Origin of the sequence: Roseomonas populi, from assembly GCF_024594815.1 — a bacterium.
GTDB lineage: Bacteria > Pseudomonadota > Alphaproteobacteria > Acetobacterales > Acetobacteraceae > Roseomonas > Roseomonas populi.
Window position 1 is genome coordinate 287,159 of the sequence record NZ_JANJOU010000001.1, and the last position, 16,296, is coordinate 303,454.

At 72.5% G+C, this 16,296-nt stretch carries 17 protein-coding genes; 6 read left to right on the forward strand and 11 right to left on the reverse strand.

Annotation, left to right across the window (positions count from 1 at the left end; genetic code table 11):
• Positions 1-24: 24 nt before the first annotated feature.
• The 7 genes from NRP21_RS01475 to NRP21_RS01505 all read right to left on the reverse strand — a co-directional run bounded on the left by NRP21_RS01475 (position 25) and on the right by NRP21_RS01505 (position 6,463).
• Entirely contained in the window at positions 25-1,485 is a 1,461-nt protein-coding gene (locus NRP21_RS01475; RefSeq protein WP_257714389.1) for an amidohydrolase family protein, read from the reverse strand.
• A gap of 85 nt (positions 1,486-1,570) precedes the next feature.
• Positions 1,571-2,545, reverse strand: a complete 975-nt coding sequence (locus tag NRP21_RS01480; protein ID WP_257714390.1) for a tripartite tricarboxylate transporter substrate-binding protein — start codon at positions 2,543-2,545, stop codon at positions 1,571-1,573.
• A 34-nt stretch (positions 2,546-2,579) separates the two neighbouring features.
• Positions 2,580-2,942 (reverse strand): cupin domain-containing protein, encoded by a 363-nt coding sequence (locus NRP21_RS01485; RefSeq protein WP_257714391.1) that lies wholly within the window; start codon positions 2,940-2,942, stop codon positions 2,580-2,582.
• Entirely contained in the window at positions 2,939-3,949 is a 1,011-nt protein-coding gene (locus NRP21_RS01490) for a quinone oxidoreductase family protein (RefSeq protein ID WP_257714392.1), read from the reverse strand. Before NRP21_RS01490 ends, NRP21_RS01485 begins: the two co-directional genes overlap by 4 nt.
• A gap of 11 nt (positions 3,950-3,960) precedes the next feature.
• Complete coding sequence (locus tag NRP21_RS01495) at positions 3,961-4,845, reverse strand: BKACE family enzyme (protein WP_257714393.1); 885 nt, start codon at positions 4,843-4,845, stop codon at positions 3,961-3,963.
• Positions 4,842-5,582: an SDR family NAD(P)-dependent oxidoreductase gene (locus NRP21_RS01500; RefSeq protein WP_257714394.1), complete on the reverse strand. Its 741-nt coding sequence runs from the start codon at positions 5,580-5,582 to the stop codon at positions 4,842-4,844. The genes NRP21_RS01495 and NRP21_RS01500 overlap by 4 nt, the downstream gene beginning before the upstream one ends.
• Positions 5,579-6,463: a dioxygenase family protein gene (locus tag NRP21_RS01505; protein WP_257714395.1), complete on the reverse strand. Its 885-nt coding sequence runs from the start codon at positions 6,461-6,463 to the stop codon at positions 5,579-5,581. Before NRP21_RS01505 ends, NRP21_RS01500 begins: the two co-directional genes overlap by 4 nt.
• 77 nt (positions 6,464-6,540) lie before the next feature.
• Here NRP21_RS01505 and NRP21_RS01510 point away from each other — a divergent pair, with 77 nt between their 5' ends.
• Positions 6,541-7,578: a LacI family DNA-binding transcriptional regulator gene (locus NRP21_RS01510; RefSeq protein ID WP_257714396.1), complete on the forward strand. Its 1,038-nt coding sequence runs from the start codon at positions 6,541-6,543 to the stop codon at positions 7,576-7,578.
• Between the two features lie 13 nt (positions 7,579-7,591).
• Here the strand turns inward: NRP21_RS01510 and NRP21_RS01515 are convergent, their stop codons facing one another.
• From NRP21_RS01515 to NRP21_RS01525, 3 genes are read right to left on the reverse strand one after another with little or no spacing between them, the layout of a single operon-like run.
• Positions 7,592-8,380, reverse strand: a complete 789-nt coding sequence (locus NRP21_RS01515; RefSeq protein ID WP_257714397.1) for an IclR family transcriptional regulator domain-containing protein — start codon at positions 8,378-8,380, stop codon at positions 7,592-7,594.
• 19 nt (positions 8,381-8,399) lie between these two features.
• Positions 8,400-9,380 carry a Bug family tripartite tricarboxylate transporter substrate binding protein gene (locus tag NRP21_RS01520; protein WP_257714398.1) on the reverse strand — a complete coding sequence of 327 codons (981 nt, stop codon included), beginning with the start codon at positions 9,378-9,380 and terminating at the stop codon, positions 8,400-8,402.
• A gap of 13 nt (positions 9,381-9,393) precedes the next feature.
• Positions 9,394-10,677, reverse strand: a complete 1,284-nt coding sequence (locus NRP21_RS01525) for an FAD-dependent oxidoreductase (RefSeq protein WP_257714399.1) — start codon at positions 10,675-10,677, stop codon at positions 9,394-9,396.
• 199 nt (positions 10,678-10,876) lie between these two features.
• Between NRP21_RS01525 and NRP21_RS01530 the strand changes: the two genes are divergently transcribed.
• The 5 genes from NRP21_RS01530 to NRP21_RS27850 all read left to right on the forward strand — a co-directional run bounded on the left by NRP21_RS01530 (position 10,877) and on the right by NRP21_RS27850 (position 15,407).
• A complete protein-coding gene (locus tag NRP21_RS01530) occupies positions 10,877-11,986 on the forward strand; it encodes an ABC transporter substrate-binding protein (RefSeq protein WP_257714400.1) in 1,110 nt (369 codons plus the stop codon).
• Positions 11,983-12,798, forward strand: coding sequence for an ABC transporter ATP-binding protein (locus NRP21_RS01535; protein ID WP_257714401.1), 816 nt, complete (start codon positions 11,983-11,985; stop codon positions 12,796-12,798). The genes NRP21_RS01530 and NRP21_RS01535 overlap by 4 nt, the downstream gene beginning before the upstream one ends.
• A gap of 24 nt (positions 12,799-12,822) precedes the next feature.
• Positions 12,823-13,683: an ABC transporter permease gene (locus NRP21_RS01540; RefSeq protein WP_257714402.1), complete on the forward strand. Its 861-nt coding sequence runs from the start codon at positions 12,823-12,825 to the stop codon at positions 13,681-13,683.
• Positions 13,684-13,751: 68 nt separating this feature from the next.
• Positions 13,752-14,450 (forward strand): isochorismatase family protein, encoded by a 699-nt coding sequence (locus NRP21_RS01545; RefSeq protein ID WP_257714403.1) that lies wholly within the window; start codon positions 13,752-13,754, stop codon positions 14,448-14,450.
• Positions 14,451-14,561: 111 nt separating this feature from the next.
• Positions 14,562-15,407, forward strand: coding sequence for a tetratricopeptide repeat protein (locus tag NRP21_RS27850; RefSeq protein ID WP_308219859.1), 846 nt, complete (start codon positions 14,562-14,564; stop codon positions 15,405-15,407).
• 77 nt (positions 15,408-15,484) lie between these two features.
• On the opposite strand, the gene fzlA is transcribed toward NRP21_RS27850, so the two are convergent.
• Complete coding sequence (gene fzlA, locus NRP21_RS01560) at positions 15,485-16,153, reverse strand: FtsZ-binding protein FzlA (protein WP_257714404.1); 669 nt, start codon at positions 16,151-16,153, stop codon at positions 15,485-15,487.
• Between the last annotated feature and the right edge of the window lie 143 nt (positions 16,154-16,296).

Here is a 16,296-nt window from a genome sequence, read left to right on the forward strand (position 1 = left end):
GCGCTGCGGCCGGGCGGCCCGCGGCTAGGTCGCGCTGCGGGCTTCCAACGCGGCGGCGCGGCGGCGCAGTTCCTCCGCGGCGCGGGCGGCGTCGGCCTGCAGCAGCTTGCCGTCGCGCTTCAGCACGCGGCCGTCCACCATCACCGTTTCCACCGCGGCTGCGCCGCCCTGGTTCAGCACGGCGGCCACGGGATCGTGGACCGGGCTGGTTGCCAGGGTATCCGCCCGCAGCAGCACGATATCGGCGCGCTTGCCGGGCGTGAGGCTGCCGGTGACGTCGCCGAGGCCCGCCGCGCGGGCGCCGCCCAGCGTTGCCCAGTGCAGGGCCTGGCGCGTGGTGAAGGCGACCTGTGGGAGAAGCGTGCCGGCCTGGCGGGCTTCCGCGTTCGCGAGGCCGCGCGCGGCGGCGAGCGCGATCCGGGCCTGCACCAGCACGTCCCCGCCCACCCCGGCCGAGATGTCGCTGCCCAGGGCCGCGATGCCGCCCGCGCGCTGCATGCGCGCGGCGCAGGGGAAACCGTGGCCCATCTGCATCTCCACCTCCGGCGTGGAGACGGTGCTGCCGCCGGCATCGGCGACCATCTTGTACTCGTCCTCGTCCAGGTCGTTGGCGTGGGCGAGCGAGACTTTCGGCGTGAGCAGGCCGCGTTCCCGCATCATGGCGATGCCGCGCCGCGTGCGGCCGGCATAGACGGGGGCGCCGGCGTGGAACTGCACGAGCAGGTCGAACTCCCGTGCCAGGCGGATATCGCCGGCCACCTCCTCCATGGTGGAGAAGTCCGGGCCGCGGATGGCCAGCGCGAGGCGCACGCGGCCGGGCGAGGCCATGCGGCCGGCGCGCAGGCGGCGCATGTCCTCCGCAACCGCCTCCGGGCTGTTGGCGCTGCGGACGCTGCCCGCGCCCGATCCAGCGAGGCCATAGGCGAAGACGGCGCGGATGCCCGAGGCGTCGAAGGCGTCCAGCGCGGCGTCCGCGTGGGCGGGGCTCGTCGTCTCGCGGCTCCAGTCCAGCACCGTGGTGACGCCGGCATCGAGGAGCTCCAGCGAGCCGCCGTAGTCGGCCGCGCGAAGGTCCTCCGGCGAGAGGCGGGAGGAGAGCTTCGCGACGACGTTGGCGAAGTACTGGGCCAGGGTCTGGTCGGCCGACATGCCGCGCTGGAGGGCCTGGCCGAGGTGGATGTGCGCGTTCACCAGCCCGGGGATGGCGATGCGGCCCGCCGCGTCCAGCATCTGCGCGCCCTCGGGCGCTTCCAGGGCGGGGCCGATGGCGGAGATGGCGCCGCCCCGCACGAGGATGTCGCCGCGGGCGAGGTCCGGCACGGCCGGGTCCATCGTGACGATCGTGGCGCCGCGGATCAGGATCGGGCGGGCGGGATCGAGGGCGTCCGGCAGCCGCGCCGTGGCGGGCGTGGTCTGGGCGGCGGCGGGCAGGGATGCGGCAGCGAGCGAGAGCCCGGCCAGCAGGGCGCGGCGGGGTGGGCGCATGGATGGTTTCCTCGCGCCCCCTTGTGAGAGGTTGGCGCCGGGCGGAGGGCTTCGCCGCGGCGCCTTCTTTGGATCCCCGCGCAGGTCAGTCCGCGTATTCGCCGGCGGCGGAGAGGATGGGGCGCCAGCGCGCGATCTCCGCCTCCAGGAAGGCACGGTGGGCCTGCGGCGTGGCCCGCTCAGGAGGCTCGGCCGTCGTGGCGAGGTCGCTGAAGCGGTTGAGCACGGCCGGGTCGGCGAGTGCGGTGCGGAGGGACTGCGCGAGGCGGTCGATCACCGGGCGGGGCGTGCCGTGCGGGGCGTAGAAGCCGTGCCAGATCGTGACCTGCAGTTGCGGCAGGCCGCCTTCGGTCGTGGTCGGCACGTCCGGCAGCGCGGCGAGGCGCTGGGGCGTGGTGACGGCATAGGCCTTCACCCGGTTGTCGCGGATATAGGGCACGGTGTTGGTGGTCTGGTCGCAGGTGATGTCGATGCGGCCGGCCATCATCTCCGTCATGACGGGGGCGGTGCCGCGGAAGGCCACGGGCGTCATCGGCGTCTGCAGGATGGAGCGGAGGAGCGTGCCGCAGAGCTGGCTGGCGGAGCCGAGGCCGGCATGGGCGATGTTCACCTCCGCGCCCGGGCGGCGCAGCCAGGCCAGCAGCTCCGGCAGGTCCTTCGCGGGCAGGTCGGTGCGGCCGATCAGCGTCATCGGGACGGGCGTGATCAGGCCGATCGCGTCAAGCTGCGTCAGCGGGTCGTAGGGCGGGCGGCGATAGAGGGTGGGCGCGGTTGCGACGCCGACATTGCCGAGGAGCAGGGTATAGCCGTCGGGCCGGGCCTGCACGACGCGCTGCGCGCCGAGCGTGCCGCCGGCGCCCGTCACGTTCTCCGCCACGACGGAGACGCCGAGGTCGCGCGACATGGCCTCCGCGATCTGGCGGGCCACCACGTCGGTGGGGCCGCCGGCCGCGAAGGGCACGATGATGGTGATGCTCTTGTCGGGGAAGCGTGATTGCTGCGCGAGGGCGGGGAATGCCGCCATCAGGGCTCCCGCCAGCAGGATGATCGCTCTTCTCATTCCTCATTCCCTCCCTTCTGTTTGCGGACCGGGGCTAGCCCGGGGTGGCAGGCTTCAACGGCATGGCGAGCAGGACGGCGGCTGGCCGGTTGGTGCGGTTCTCCAGCTTCCGGCCCTCGCCCGGGGCGATGCGGCAGGAATCCAGGCGGGCCAGGGTGGCTTCCTCCCGGCGGCCGTCGATCTCAGCGACGACCGTCAGCTCACCCTCAACCACGACGTAGTGCTTCTCGATCGGCGAGGCGTCGAGCGTGGTCTGGCCGCCCGGCAGGAGCCAGGAGAGGCCCATCCAGAGCGTGTCCGACGGGCCGGCCTCCCGGCCCTGCAGGCGGAACATCCGCATGTCGAAGTGGCCGGGCGCCTCGTAGGGCCGCGCCTCGTCGAAGCGCGTGACGTTCATGCCGCCATCTCCAGCAGCACGCGCTGCGGGGCGCCGCCGAGGACGATGCGGTAGGCTTCTTCCGCGCGGGAGAGCGGGAAGACGTGGTCCTCCTCGATCTCATAAGGCGTGATCGCGCCGGACTCGAAGCCGGGGCGGAGGGAGTCCAGGACCGCGCCCGTCTCCGCCGCGCTGAGTGCCAGCGTGTCCACGCCGACGTAGCGGTGGCGGGCGCGGTAGAAGGCGAGGATGTCGAAGGGCACCGCGCGGTCCAGCGTGGCGATGAAGATCTGCGTGCCCCCATGGCCCAGCGCCGCGTTGCCGGTGGTGAACCAGGGCGAACCGACGCAGTTGAAGACGAGATCCGCGCCGTGCCCGCCCGTGGCCGCGAGGACGGCCTGCGCCACGTCGCCCTGCGTGCTGTCGAAGACCGCATCGGCGCCGCGGGTGGCAGCGGCGGCTTCCGGGCGGCGGATGCCGGCCAGCACGCGCGCGCCGGCGGCCTTCGCGATGACGCAGGCGGCCTGGCCGACGCGGCCATTGGCGCCGAGCACCAGCACGGTCTGGCCCGCGCGCACGCCGCCCGCCTCTCGCCAGCCGACCTCGGCCGTGACGAAGGGCACGCCGATCGCCGCTGCCTCCCGCATCGAGAGATTGGCGGGCTTGCGGAACACGGCTTCCGGCGGGAGGGCGAGGTAGCGGGCGTGGCTGCCGTCGCGCGTGATGCCGACATCCCCGCCGGAGCCCCAGACCTCGGCGCCGAGGAGCTCGGCCGGGCCTTCCACCACCGTGCCGGCGAAGTCGCGGCCGGGGGTGCGGGGGAAGACGGCCTTCGGCATGGCGCCGAGCAGCGCCTTCACGTCCGAGGGGTTCACGCCGGCGGCGGCTACCTCCACAAGGCACCAGCCCGGCGGCAGTTCCGGCCGGTGCTCCTGCAGTTGCAGGCCCAGGGATTGCGGGCCGGCGGCCTTGGCGGCGATGCGCAGCGCCGGGTTCTTGCCCGTCTCCGTCTGGAGGGCGGCGGACATGGCGGGACCTTTCAGGACAGGCCGATGATCGCGCGGGCCCGGGCGGGGCTGGCGATCTTCGGGCCGAGGTGCTCGACGATGCGGCGGGCCTTGGCGACCATGGCCGCGTTGGAGGGGGCGAGGACGCCGCGCTCGATCATCACCGCGTCCTCCAGGCCCACGCGCGCGTGGCCGCCGGCGAGGACGGATTGCGCGACCATGGGGAAGGAGGAGCGGCCGGTGCCGATGACCGTGAACTCCGCATCGTCCGGGATCAGGCTGCGGGCGTAGAGCACCGTCTCCGGCGAGGGCGGGAAGCCGTACTTCACGCCCAGCACGAAGGAGCAGAGCACCGGCGTGCCGAGCGAGCCATCTGCCAGCATGTCGCGCATCAACCCGCAGTCGCCGGAATCGAAGAGCTCGATCTCCGGCACGGCGCCGGCCTCGCGAATGGCCTTCGCCATGAGGCGCGCGTTCTTCGGCGTGTTGATCACCACCTGGGCGCCCGAGTTCATCGTGTTCAGGTCCAGCGTGGCGATGTCCGGCCGCAGCGCGGTGATGTGCGCGGTGCGGATGGCAGGCGTGGTCAGGGTGGTGCCGGGGCCGGCGATCTTCGGGTCCTCCTCCCCTACCACGAAGCGACCGCCGGGGCCGGTGGTGAGGTTGATGATGAGGTCCTTGTTCTTCGCACGGATCCGCTCCACCACGTCGCGGTAGTATTCCAGCTCCATGCTGGGCTTGCCCGTCGCGGGGTCGCGCACGTGGAGGTGGGCGATGGAGGCCCCTTCCTCGGCCGCGGCCAGGGCGGCGTCCGCGATTTCCTCCGGCGTGACCGGCAGCTTCGGGTGCTGCTCCAGCGTCGTCAGGTTGCCCGTCACGGCGCAGGTGAGGATCACCTCGTCCCGCATGGCCCTCATAGTGCGCGCCCTCCATCCACGAGAAGTACGGATCCGGTCGAGTAGGTGAGCAGCGTGGCGCAGGCGAGGACGGCTTCCGCCACGTCCTCCGGCAGGGCCACGCGCTTCAGGGGGATGCTGGGCGCGATCTTCGCGTTCTGCTCCGGCCCGCGGCCGGGCACGAAGCCGGTCTCCACGATGCCGGGGGAGATGGACATGGCCCGCACCTTCGGCGCCAGCGCGCGGGCCAGCGATTTCGTCATGCTGTCGGTCGCCGCCTTCAGCGCGGCATAGGCGAGGTTGGAGCCGGAGCCGTTCAGGCCGCCGATGGAGGAGATGTTCACGACCAGCCCCTCGGCCTCCTCCAGCAATGGGCGGAAGGCGCGCACGGCGGCGAAGGGGCCGCGCCAGTTCACCGCCCACATGCGGTCCAGGAACGCATCGTCCAGCGCGTCCAGGTCGTTGTGCGGCACGGCCTTCGTGAAGCCGGCGCTGTTGACGAGGATGTCGCAGCGGCCGCGCGTCTCCCTGACCTTCGCGGCGAGGGCGTTGAGGGAGGCGCTGTCCTCCACGCTCGCGGGCAGGGCGGCGTGGCCCTGGCCGGGCAGCTCGGCGATCAGGGCGCGTGCCGCCGCTTCCCCGCCGCGATAGGTGACGACCACCGCGGCCCCTGCCCCGGCCAGGCTGCGCGCCGTGGCCGCGCCGATGCCGCCCGATCCGCCGATGATGACGGCGGTGCTTCCCTGCAGCTTCTTCATGCGATCGGCGGCACCGGCAGGCGTGCCTCCCCGGGTTCCATGTGGAAGGTGTAGTCCAGGCTCCACCACTCATTGGCGTTGCCGTCCGGCGCCGGCCCTTCGCCGAGCTTGTAGCCGCCCACCAGCGCGCGGGTGACGCCGAAGACCACGTCGCTTTCCAGGTGCTCGTCGTCGTCCACGAAGACCTGGGTGATGAGCGTTTTGAAGCCGGGCTTGTGGATCAGGAAGTGCAGGTGCGCCGGGCGGAAGGGATGGCGGTGCTGGGCGCGCAGCAGGTCGCCGGTGGGGCCATGCGTGGGCACGGGGTAGCCGGCGGGCTTCACGGAGGTGAAGCGGAAGCGCCCCTCGGCATCCGTGGTGAACTGGCCGCGCAGGTTCATGGGGGCCATGTCCGGATCCTGGTTCTCGTACACGCCCTCCGGCGAGGAGTGCCAGACATCCACGCGCGCATCCGCCACGGGCTTGCCGCCCGCCAGCACCTGGCAGGCGGCGAAGAGGCGCGGGCCGGGGGTGGGGCCGCGGACGATGCTGCCACCATCCTCCACCTTCGGGGAGTTGTCCCGCCAGAAGGGGCCGAGGAGTGCCGCTGCCGTCTCCGTGGCGCCGTCGTTGCCGTTGTTCAGGAGGCAGACGAGGGTGGAGACGCCGACGGCATCGGAGAAGAGCACGCCCTCGTTGTGGGTGTCGCTGTTGGCCTGGCCGATGCGGCAGAGGAAGTCCACGCCGAACTCCCACTCCTCCTCGCTCGGCCTGACCTCCCGGATGAAGGCGTGGAGGTGGCGCACCAGGGCGGCGGTCACCTCCTTCAGGCGGGGGTCCGAGGTTCCCGCCATGGCTTCCAGCACAGCGGGCGTTACCGCTGCCTCGCCGTCGATAATCACGACCGCGCCTCCTCCAACGTCGTTGCAATCGATTGTAAGGAGTTCTCAGGGCGGGTTGCAATCGATATTTTGCGGTCATGTCCTCGCCCCCTTCCCGGCCGGTGGCCCTGCGCGACGTTGCCGCCGAGGCCGGGGTGCATCCCTCAACGGCTTCCCGGGCACTCAACCCCGCCATGCGCTACCTCGTGGCCGATCCGGTTGCCGAGCGCGTGCAGGAGGTCGCGGCGCGGCTCGGGTACCGGCCGAACGCGGTCGCGCTCTCGCTGCGGACGGGGCGCACGCGGCTGATCGGCGCGCTGGTGCCGGGGATCGCCAATCCGGTCTTCGCGCCGATCCTGGCCGGGGCGGCGGAGGCGCTCTCCTCGGTGGGCTACGCGCTGATGGTCGCCGATCCCGGCGACGATCCCGGGCGCGCCGCGGAGTTCGTGGAGCAGCTCGCCGCGCGGAGCGTGGACGGGCTGCTGCTCGCCACCGCATCCCTGCACGACGACCCCGCCCTGGCGGCGTGCCGCGCGCGGCAGATCCCAGCCGTGCTGGTGAACCGTGGCAGCGAGGGCATTCCCTCGGTCGTCGCCGATGACCGGGGCGGGATGGGACTGGCGGCGGAGCATCTTCTCGGCCTCGGGCACCGGCGCATCGGCCATGTCGCCGGGCCGGCGCAGCTCTCCACCGGCCTGCTGCGCGCCGAGGGGTTCGAGCGGGCGCTGCGGGCGCACGGGGTGGAAGCGGAGCCCTCGCTCCGGGTGGTCACCGCCGCCTACACGCGCGAGGAAGGGGATCGGGCGGCCGCCGTTCTGATCGCGCGGAACCCCGACATGACGGCCCTGGCCTGCGCCAACGACCTGCTGGCGCTGGGTGCCTATGACGCTTGCCGCCGCGCGGGGCTGCGCATCCCCGAGGAGATCTCGGTGACCGGCCACAACGACATGCCGATGGTGGACCTGATCGAGCCGCCGCTGACCACGGTGCGGATCCCGCACGGGGAGATGGGGGCCCAGGCCGCGCGCCTGCTGCTGGGGCTGATCGGCCATGGCGAGGAGGCGGGCGCGGTGGTGCTGCCTTCGGCGCTGGTCGTGCGCGGCTCCACGGCGGTTCCGCGGTCCGACGGCCGGTAGGCTGCGCGGCGGCCTATCGCGACCAGCGGAGGCTTGCGCCCATCTCCTTCGCCGTTTCGCGCAGGGCGGGCAACACCTCGCGCTCCATGGCCTCGGCGCTCCGCTCCAGGGCCTGGCTGCTGGTGGCGAGGGCCGCGAGGATGCGCCCGGCGCCATCGCGCAGCGGCACGGCGGCGGAGATGAAGCCTTCCTGCAACTCCCCGTCCACGATCGCGAAGCCCGATTCCCTGCACGCCGCGATCGCGGCGAGCTGGGCGGGGATATCGGTCCGGCTTCTGGCGGTGAAGCGCGGCAGGGGCGCGCGGCCCAGCAGTGCCTGCAGTTCCGGCGGCGGGAGCGCGGCCAGCAGCACGCGGCCGGAGGCGGTGGCGACGGCGGGCATCCGCGCGGCGGTCTTCAGCATGACGTGGGGCTGGCGTTCCCGCGCCTCGGCCCGCGCCACGTGCACGATCTCCGGGTAGTCCAGCACGGTGAGCGAGGTGTTGAGCGAGAGCTGGCGCGAGAGCGCCTCCAGCGCGGGCTGCAGGCGGTCGAAGCCCTCCGTGGACAGGTAGCTGTCGGCCAGGCGCAGCACGCGCGGGGTGAGGGCGAAGCGCTTGCCGTCGTGGCGGGCGAAGCCGAGATCGGCAAGGGTCCGCAGCAGCCGCCGCGCCACGGCGCGGTCCACGCCGGTGCGGGCCGCGACCTCGGAGAGGGTGAGCGAGGGGGATTCGGGGCCGAAGGCCTGGATCACGTCCAGCCCGCGGGCGAAGGCGACCACGAAGTCCCTGCCCCGGCCCTCGGCATCCCGCTCGTCATCCATCCCCGCCACCCCCGCCGGCCTATTCGGTCTTGATGTTACGCTCCTTGATCAGCGCGCCCCAGCGGCGGAACTCCTCCGGCACCATGGCCGTGAAGTCGGCGTTGCTTCGCGTCGCGGGAACGGCGCCGAAGGTGGTGATGCGCTGGCGGATGGCGGGATCCGCCATGGCGGCGGCGAGGATGCCGGAGAGGCGGCCCGCTGCTTCCGCCGGCACGCCGCGCGGGGCGAACATGGCCTGCCACCCGTCCACCTCCACGCCGGGGTAGCCGGCCTCGGCCAGGGTGGGGACTTCCGGCAGCTCCGGCAGCCGCGTGGGGCCGGCCACGGCCAGGGCGCGCAGGGTTCCCGCGCGGAGGTGCGGCAGCACGGAGGAGAGGGTGAGGAAGCCCAGCTCGACGCTGCCGGAGAGCAGGTCGGGCATCAGCACGCCCTCCCCCCGATAGACGACGGGCAGCAGGTCGATCCCGGCCTGGCGGTTGAACAGCTCGGCGGTGAGGTGGGACAGGGTGCCGTAGCCGCTGTTCGCCGCGCTCATGCCCTTGTTGGCCTTCGCCGCGGCGACGAGCGCGCGCACGTCGGGGATGGCGGACCTTGCGGGGACGACGAGCAGGAACGGGGTGGAGGCGATCTGCGCGAGGGCCGTGAAGTCCCGCAGCACGTCGTAGCCGACGGGCTGGGCCTGCAGGTGCGGCACGATGGTCATGCTGATGCTGCCGAAGAGCAGGGTGTGCGCGTCGTTCGCCTGCGCCGCGGCCGCCGTGCCGATCACGCCGCCGGCGCCGGCGCGGTTCTCCACGATCACGTTCTGGCCGAGCTTCGGGGCCAGCACCTGTTCCGCCAGCATGCGGGCCAGGCCGTCCGCGGGGCCGCCCGGTGCGAAGGGCACGATGATGCGGACGGGGCGGTCCGGCCATTCCGCGGCGCGGGCGGCGGTGCCGATCCAGGGTAGCGTGAGGCCGGCCGCTAGGAGGGCGCGGCGGGAGGGGTGTGGTGCGTTCATCTTGTCTCCTCCGTCAGGCCGGCAGGTAGGCCCGGTTCTCGATCAGGCGCTGCCGCAGCAGCGACGTGTCCAGTTGCCGCGTGCCGCCATTGCCGGCGCAGACCAGCGCGGCGGCGGTGCCGGCGGCCTGGCCGACCGCCATGGTCGTCGGCATCACGCGGGTGGAGGCGTGGGCGCCGTGGCTGGCCGAGATGCCGCGCCCGGCGACGAGGGCGTTGTCCAGCCCCGCCGGCAGCAGGGAGCGGTAGGGGATCTCGTAGGAGCGGTCGCCGCCGAGGGTCTCGAAGCCCAGCCCGGCGCCCTTCGCGGGGTGAATGTCCATGGGGTAGGCGCCGACCGCGATGGCGTCGGGGAAGCGGCGCTCGGCGCGCAGGTCGTCGGCGGTCAGCACGTAGTCGCCGGCGATGCGGCGGGATTCGCGGATGCCGAGCTGGGCGGCCAGCGCCACCAGCCGCCCGTTGCCGCAGCCCGGGACATGGTCGTGCAGGAAGCGGGCGGCGGAGAAGGCCTGGCGGCGGCCCTCCATCTCGCCGGCGCTGAGGGCGAAGGGGTCGGTGGCGTCCAGCGCCACGCGGCTGATGTTGAACCAGCCGTCGTCCGTGCCGGGGATGCGGCTCTGGTGCAGGGCCGCGCGGGCCAGGGCGCCGCTCTCCACGCCGCGCCGGGCCAGGGCCTGGAGCTCCGGCGTGGTCAGGGCCTCAAAGGTGGCGAAGTCGATCGGGCCGAAGCGGAACATCATGGTGGCGGGCTGGGGCGCCTCGTCCGGCGCCAGCGGCAGGAACTCGGCGCCAGCGCGGGCCAGGACGTCGAGGTCGCCGGAGGAGTCGATCACCAGGCGCGGGCGGATGGTGACCGGCCCGGCCTTCGTCAGCACGGTGACGGCGGCGATACGGCGCGGCGCGGCCTCCACCGACAGGATCGTGGCGTGGAGGAGCGGGCGGACGCCGGCTTCGGCCACCATCTCGTCTAGGACGAGCTTCAGCACCTCCGGGTCGTAGGAGACCTGGTCCATGCGGTGGCCGGTGGACATGGTGAAGACGGTGTGGCCGCCGGAGCCGCCGTGGCGGTCCAGGCGCTCCACCACCTCCTCCGCCATGCCATGGATGACCTGGCGGCCGGCCTCGGTGGCCCAGCCGACGAACTGGCCGACGGCGCCGGCGGTGGCGCTGCCGCCGAGAAAGCCCCAGCGCTCGACGAGGAGGACGCGGGCGCCGGCACGGGCCGCGGCGGTGGCCGCGACAACGCCGGCCATGCCGCCGCCGCAGACGAGCAGATCGGTCTCGATGTCGGCTGGCACGGCGTTCCTCCAGTTTGTGCGTTCATCGCACGATTATGCGTTCTACGCACAACATCGGTGGCGGGGCTTGGCGGAGTCAAGTTTCGATCCGTTCCATCCGGGGGTCCCTTCCCTTCCCGGCTGGCACGTTTCTGGCTGGGGAGCGGCGCGCATCAGGCAAGCGCCTTCCGCGCCGATCCATACAGGGCCCTCCCCAGACATGCCGCATGACCGCTCCGCCCCTTCCCGCCGCAGCCTGCTCAGGGCGGGCGGTGCCATCGGGCTCGGCGGCGCGGCGGGCCTGCGCCTCTCCGCGCCCGCCATCGCCCAGACGCGCAGCGTGAAGCTGACGCTGCCCTGGCTGGCGAACGGCTCCACGCTCTTCACCTATGTCGCAAAGAACCAGGGCTACTTCCGGAAGCGCGGGCTCGATGTGACCATCTCGCGGGGCTTCGGCTCGGTGGCGGCGGCGCAGGCCGTGGCGGCCGGCGAGTTCGACTTCGGCTTCGTGTTCGCCGGCGGCGTCATCCTCGGCGCCGCGCGCGGGCTGCCGCTCGTGGCGCTCGGCACGCTCGGCTACGACGCGACCATGGGCGTGCTGGTGCGCGCGGACAGCCCGATCAAGGCGCCGAAGGACCTGGAGGGGAAGAAGATCGGCACCGTGCCCACCTCGGCCGAGGCGCCCTACTGGCCGGCCTATGCGAGCAAGGCCGGAATCGACACGGCCGGCATTACGATGGTGCAGATGGACAACCGCGTGCTGGAGCAGGCGGTGATCAACAGGCAGGTGGACGCCATCACGGCGATCGGCACCTCCTCCATTCCCGTGGCCATGGCGCTGAACGAGCCGAGCCGCTTCCTGCTGTGGAGCAAGGCGGGCGTCTCGCTCTATGCCGGGCAGGTGGTGACGCGCGCGGAGACGCTGGCGAAGGACAGGGAGCTGTGCCGGGCCGTGACCGACGCGCTGGTGGAGGGGCTGGTCCACACGCTGAAGGACCCGGCCTCGGGCGTGGACATCTTCCTCAAGGAGGTGCCGGAGGTGGGCGTGACGCGCGGCGGGCGCGAGAACGCGGTGATCTCGCAGGGCCTGATGCACTACACCGTCATCTCGCCGGAGGCCGAGGGGCACGGGATCGGCTACACGGACATGAGCAAGGCCGCCGGCATGGTGGACCTGGTGATGCAGTACGGCGCGCCGAAGGATGCCAGGCGGCCCGATCCCGCGGCGCTCTTCGTCAACGACTTCATTGGCGATGCGGGCAAGCTGACGCCGGACGGGTGGGCGGCGGTGCGGAAGAACGTCGCCGAGTACGCGGCCATCCTCGGATGATGGCGGCCCCCGTTGCCGGGCAGGCGGCTGCGGCCCGGCCGCCGGCCAGCGCCATCGCCGCGAGCGGGGTGAGGAAGGTGTACAGCACCGCCTCCGGCCCCGTGGAGGCGGTGGCGGAGGCGAGCTTCGAGATCGCGCAGGGGGAGTTCGTCTCCATCCTCGGGCCTTCCGGCTGCGGCAAGAGCACGCTGATGCTGATGGTGGCGGGGCTGGAGGCGACGACGGCCGGCGCGATCACGGTGGACGGGATGCCCGTGACCGGCCCGCAGATTGAGGCGGGCATGATGTTCCAGGACCCGACGCTGCTGCCCTGGCGCTCGGTGCTGGACAACGTGCTCTTCCCCGTCTTCATGAGCCGGACGGTGACGCCGGAGGATCGGGCGCGGGCTGAGCAACTGCTCCGCATGGTCGATCTCTGGCCGTTCCGGGACAAGCGACCGCGCGAGCTTTCCGGCGGCATGCGGCAGCGCGTGGCGCTGGCCCGCGCGCTGATCCAGGACCCGGGCATCCTGCTGATGGATGAGCCCTTCTCCGCGCTCGATGCCATCACCCGCGACGAGATGGGCCTCTCCCTCGCGCGGATCTGGGACAGCTCGCGCAAGACGGCGATCTTCATCACGCACTCCATCCGCGAGGCCATCTTCCTCTCGGACCGTATCCTGGTGATGGGGCGGCGGCCCTCCACCATCATCGAGGACGTCCGCGTGCCCTTCCCGCGCCCGCGGAGGCCGGAGGTGGAGGCGGATCCGGCCTTCAACGCGCTCTACCTGCATCTCAAGGCGTCCATCCACCGCTCGCCGCCGCTCCAGTGAGGCGCGGTGCCCGAAGGCCCGATCATGACCTCTCCCGCTTCCGCGACACCCTTTGACGGCCGCGACCCGTCCGTGACCCGGCCGGCCGAGCCGCCGCGCGCTACGGCGGCGCGGCGCGGCCTTGCGGCGCTGTCCACCGCGCGACTGCGGCCGGTGGTGCTGCCGGTGGTCACGGCGGCGCTGATGATCGCGGCCTGGGAGGCCGTGGTCCGGCTGCGCGAGATCCCGGAGGTGCTGCTACCCGCGCCATCGGCCGTGGCGGCGCGGCTGTGGGAGACGCTGCCCTTCCTGCTCGGCCAGGCGGTACCGACCACGCTGGAGACGATCGCGGGTTTCGCCATCTCGACCCTGCTCGGCATCGCGCTCGCGGTCATGGTGACGGCATCGCGCCTGGCGCGGGAGGCGTTCTACCCGAACATCGTCTTCTTCCAGCTCATCCCGAAGATCGCGCTCGCGCCGCTGTTCATCGTCTGGCTGGGGATCGGCAGCTCCTCGCGCATCACCTTCTCGGTCTTCATCTCCTTCTTTCCCGTGGTGGTGGCGACGCTGACGGGGCTGACCTCGGTGGACCGCGACCTGCTGCGGCTGTGCCGCGCGGTCGGGGCGCGGGGCGTGCGGGTCTATACGCAGGTGCGGTTCCCGGCCGCCGTGCCGCACATCTTCTCCGGGCTGAAGATCGCGATCACCTTCGCCATGATCGGCGTGATCGTCGGCGAGTTCATCACGGCCCAGGCGGGGCTGGGCTACATGATCCTGTTCGCGGCGTCGCAGGCGGAGATGGCGCTCATCTTCGCCTCCATCGTCCTGCTCTGCGTCATCGGCCTCGGCCTCTACGCCCTCGTCGTACTGGCCGAGCGCATCGCGCTCCGGCGCTACGGAGGCTGACCGCCCTGTCCTCCACCGTTCCGGCGCCCCCGCGGGGCAACCAGGCCTATGCATCCGGCGAGGCCGCCGTGCCCACGGCCGCGGGGGCCGACATCGTCATCCCCGCGCGGCCGGAGCCCTTCGCCATCCGGGTCGCCTCGACCGCCCTCGTCGTGGTGGACATGCAGAACGCCTATCTCTCCCCGGGCGGCTACCTCGACCGGGTTGGGTTCGACGTGTCCGGCAGCCCGCCGGTGATCGCGGCGGCGGCGCGGGTGCTGCGGGCGGCGCGCGCGGCGGGAATGTTCGTCGTGCATCTGCAGAACGGCTTCTCGGCGGACCAGAAGGAGGCGGGCGGGCCGACCTCGCCGGTCTGGCACAAATCCAACGCGCTGAAATACATGCGCGCCCATGAGGCGGAGCGCGGCCGGCTGATCACCCACGGGACCTGGGACCACGAGATCGTGGAGGCGCTGGCACCGCTGCCCGGGGAGGCCGTGGTGGCAAAGGCGCGCTACAGCGGGTTCGCCGGCACCAACCTGGAGCAGCTTCTTCGCGCCCGCGACGCCACCGCCCTGCTTCTGGCGGGCGTGAACAGCAATGTCTGCGTGGAATCGACCCTGCGCGACGCCTATCACCGCGAGTTCTTCGCCCTGATGGTGCATGACGCGACGCTGCAGGCCGGGCCGCGGGCCATCCACGAGGCGAGCCTATTCAACGTCGAGAGCTTCCTTGGCTGGACGGCCACCTCCGAGGCCGTGGCCGCCGCGCTCTCGCCGGGGAGCTGAGCGAAGCCCTCCTGTCCCGCCCCAGGGGTGCCGGCGCTGGGGAATGGGGGCCCCGGGCCTTCGAACGCTTCCACCTCCCATCCCTGCCCAACAGCCTCTAGATTGGAAGGGATGCGATTCTCCGCCCGCAACCTTCTGCTCGGGACCGCCGTCGTGCTGGTGCTGGCGGTGGGGGGCGCGTGGTGGTGGGCCACTCCGGAGCCCGAGGGGGTGCCACAGGTGCCGGAAGCAGCGGAGGAGGTTCTTCCCCTGCCGCCGGAGCCGCCGAGGGTGGCCGACAGCCCGGAATACGAGGAGTGCCTGGGCAAGCTGCGCGACGACGCGCAGGGCGCGCTGGCCTTCGCCGAGGCCTGGGAGGCGCGGGGCGGCGCGGACGGGGCGCGGCACTGCTCCGCCCTGGCGCTGCTGGCGCTGGGTGAGCCCGAGCGGGCGGCCTCGCGCCTGGAGAACCTGGGGGGGCGGACCACCGTGGGGCCCGCGGCGCGGGCGGCGGTCTATGGGCAGGCCGGGCAGGCCTGGATGGTGGCCGGGCAGGCCGTGCGGGCGAACGGCGCCTTCACCCTCGCCCTCTCGTTCACGCCGAATGACCCGGAACTGCTGGTGGACCGGGCGATTGCGGCGGGGATGCTCGGGCGCTTCGCGGATTCGCTGGCCGATATCGACCGCGCCCTGGCGCAGGACGCGCAGCGGGCGGAAGCATGGGTGTTCCGCGCCGCCGCGCTGCGGCACCTGGAGCGCCCGCAGGAGGCGTTGCGCGACATCGAGCGGGCGCTGCAGATCGAGCCGGGGAGCCCCGAGGCGCTGCTGGAACGGGGGATCCTGCGGCAGCTGCAGGGGGATACGGCCGGGGCGAGGGCGGACTGGGAGAGCGTGGTGGCGAACAGCCCGGACAGCGCAGCGGCGGACCTGGCGCAGCAGAACCTGGCGCTGAACGCGGCGGGGCCGGCGCGGCGCTGAAGCGCCCTGCCCGCTTCCCGCGCAGAAATCCCCGTTCAGAAATCCCCGTTCAGAAATCCCCGTTCAGAAATCCCCGTTCAGAAATCCAGGTCGGCGTAGTGCTGCGGCGGGGTGAGGCCGGAGACGCGATCGGCGAGGACGGGGCGGAAGGACGGGCGGGACTTCACGCGGGCGTACCAGTCCTTCACCGCGTCGTTCAGGGACCAGTCGATGTCGCCAATGTAGTCCAGGGTTGAGAGGTGGGCGGCGGCGGCGAGGTCGGCGAGGGAGATCTGGCTGCCGGCGAGCCAGGCGCGGGTTTCCGCAAGCCAGCCGATGTACTCGATGTGTGGCTTGAGATTGGCGTAGCCGGCGCGGAGCGCGGAGGCGTCGGGGTTGCCGAGGCCGAGGGTGCGCTTGAGCTGCTTCTCGAAGTAGAGGTTGCGCGTCACCTCGCGCTCGAACTTCGTGTCGAACCAGGCGACGAGGCGGCGGACCTCGGCGCGCTCCGCGTGGGTGCGGCCCATCAGGGGCGTGTCGGGGTAGGCCTCGTCGAGGTACTCGCAGATCGCGTAGCTCTCGGCGATGACGAGGCCGTTCTCCTCCTCCAGCACCGGCACGGTGCCGGCGGGGTTCATGCCCAGGAACTCCTCCCGCCGCTCCCAGATGCGCTCGGCGCGCAGCTCGAAGGGGATTCGCTTCTCGTGGAGCGCGAGCCGCACCTTGCGGCAGAAGGGGGAGAGCGGGATGTGATGGAGGATGCGCACGGTGCGTGTTTCTGCCACCGGCCCGTGCGCGCGGCAAGGCAGAGGGCGGTTGAAGGACGGCGCCCAAACTCTTGTTGCAGCTAAGTTTAGGCTTGGCGTGACAGGAACGTCACGCAGGCTTCGCCGGGGCCGGCCCGGTGGGG

Excerpts from the sequence above, each read along its gene's own strand:
- NRP21_RS27850 (WP_308219859.1), top strand. The coding sequence starts at position 14,562 with ATGCGATTCTCCGCCCGCAACCTTCTGCTCGGGACCGCCGTCGTGCTG.
- NRP21_RS01515 (WP_257714397.1), bottom strand. The coding sequence starts at position 8,380 with ATGGATGACGAGCGGGATGCCGAGGGCCGGGGCAGGGACTTCGTGGTC.
- NRP21_RS01510 (WP_257714396.1), top strand. The coding sequence starts at position 6,541 with ATGTCCTCGCCCCCTTCCCGGCCGGTGGCCCTGCGCGACGTTGCCGCC.
- NRP21_RS01535 (WP_257714401.1), top strand. The coding sequence starts at position 11,983 with ATGATGGCGGCCCCCGTTGCCGGGCAGGCGGCTGCGGCCCGGCCGCCG.
- NRP21_RS01500 (WP_257714394.1), bottom strand. The coding sequence starts at position 5,582 with ATGAAGAAGCTGCAGGGAAGCACCGCCGTCATCATCGGCGGATCGGGC.
- NRP21_RS01495 (WP_257714393.1), bottom strand. The coding sequence starts at position 4,845 with ATGAGGGCCATGCGGGACGAGGTGATCCTCACCTGCGCCGTGACGGGC.
- NRP21_RS01480 (WP_257714390.1), bottom strand. The coding sequence starts at position 2,545 with ATGAGAAGAGCGATCATCCTGCTGGCGGGAGCCCTGATGGCGGCATTC.
- NRP21_RS01520 (WP_257714398.1), bottom strand. The coding sequence starts at position 9,380 with ATGAACGCACCACACCCCTCCCGCCGCGCCCTCCTAGCGGCCGGCCTC.
- NRP21_RS01540 (WP_257714402.1), top strand. The coding sequence starts at position 12,823 with ATGACCTCTCCCGCTTCCGCGACACCCTTTGACGGCCGCGACCCGTCC.
- NRP21_RS01490 (WP_257714392.1), bottom strand. The coding sequence starts at position 3,949 with ATGTCCGCCGCCCTCCAGACGGAGACGGGCAAGAACCCGGCGCTGCGC.
- NRP21_RS01475 (WP_257714389.1), bottom strand. The coding sequence starts at position 1,485 with ATGCGCCCACCCCGCCGCGCCCTGCTGGCCGGGCTCTCGCTCGCTGCC.
- NRP21_RS01485 (WP_257714391.1), bottom strand. The coding sequence starts at position 2,942 with ATGAACGTCACGCGCTTCGACGAGGCGCGGCCCTACGAGGCGCCCGGC.
- NRP21_RS01530 (WP_257714400.1), top strand. The coding sequence starts at position 10,877 with ATGCCGCATGACCGCTCCGCCCCTTCCCGCCGCAGCCTGCTCAGGGCG.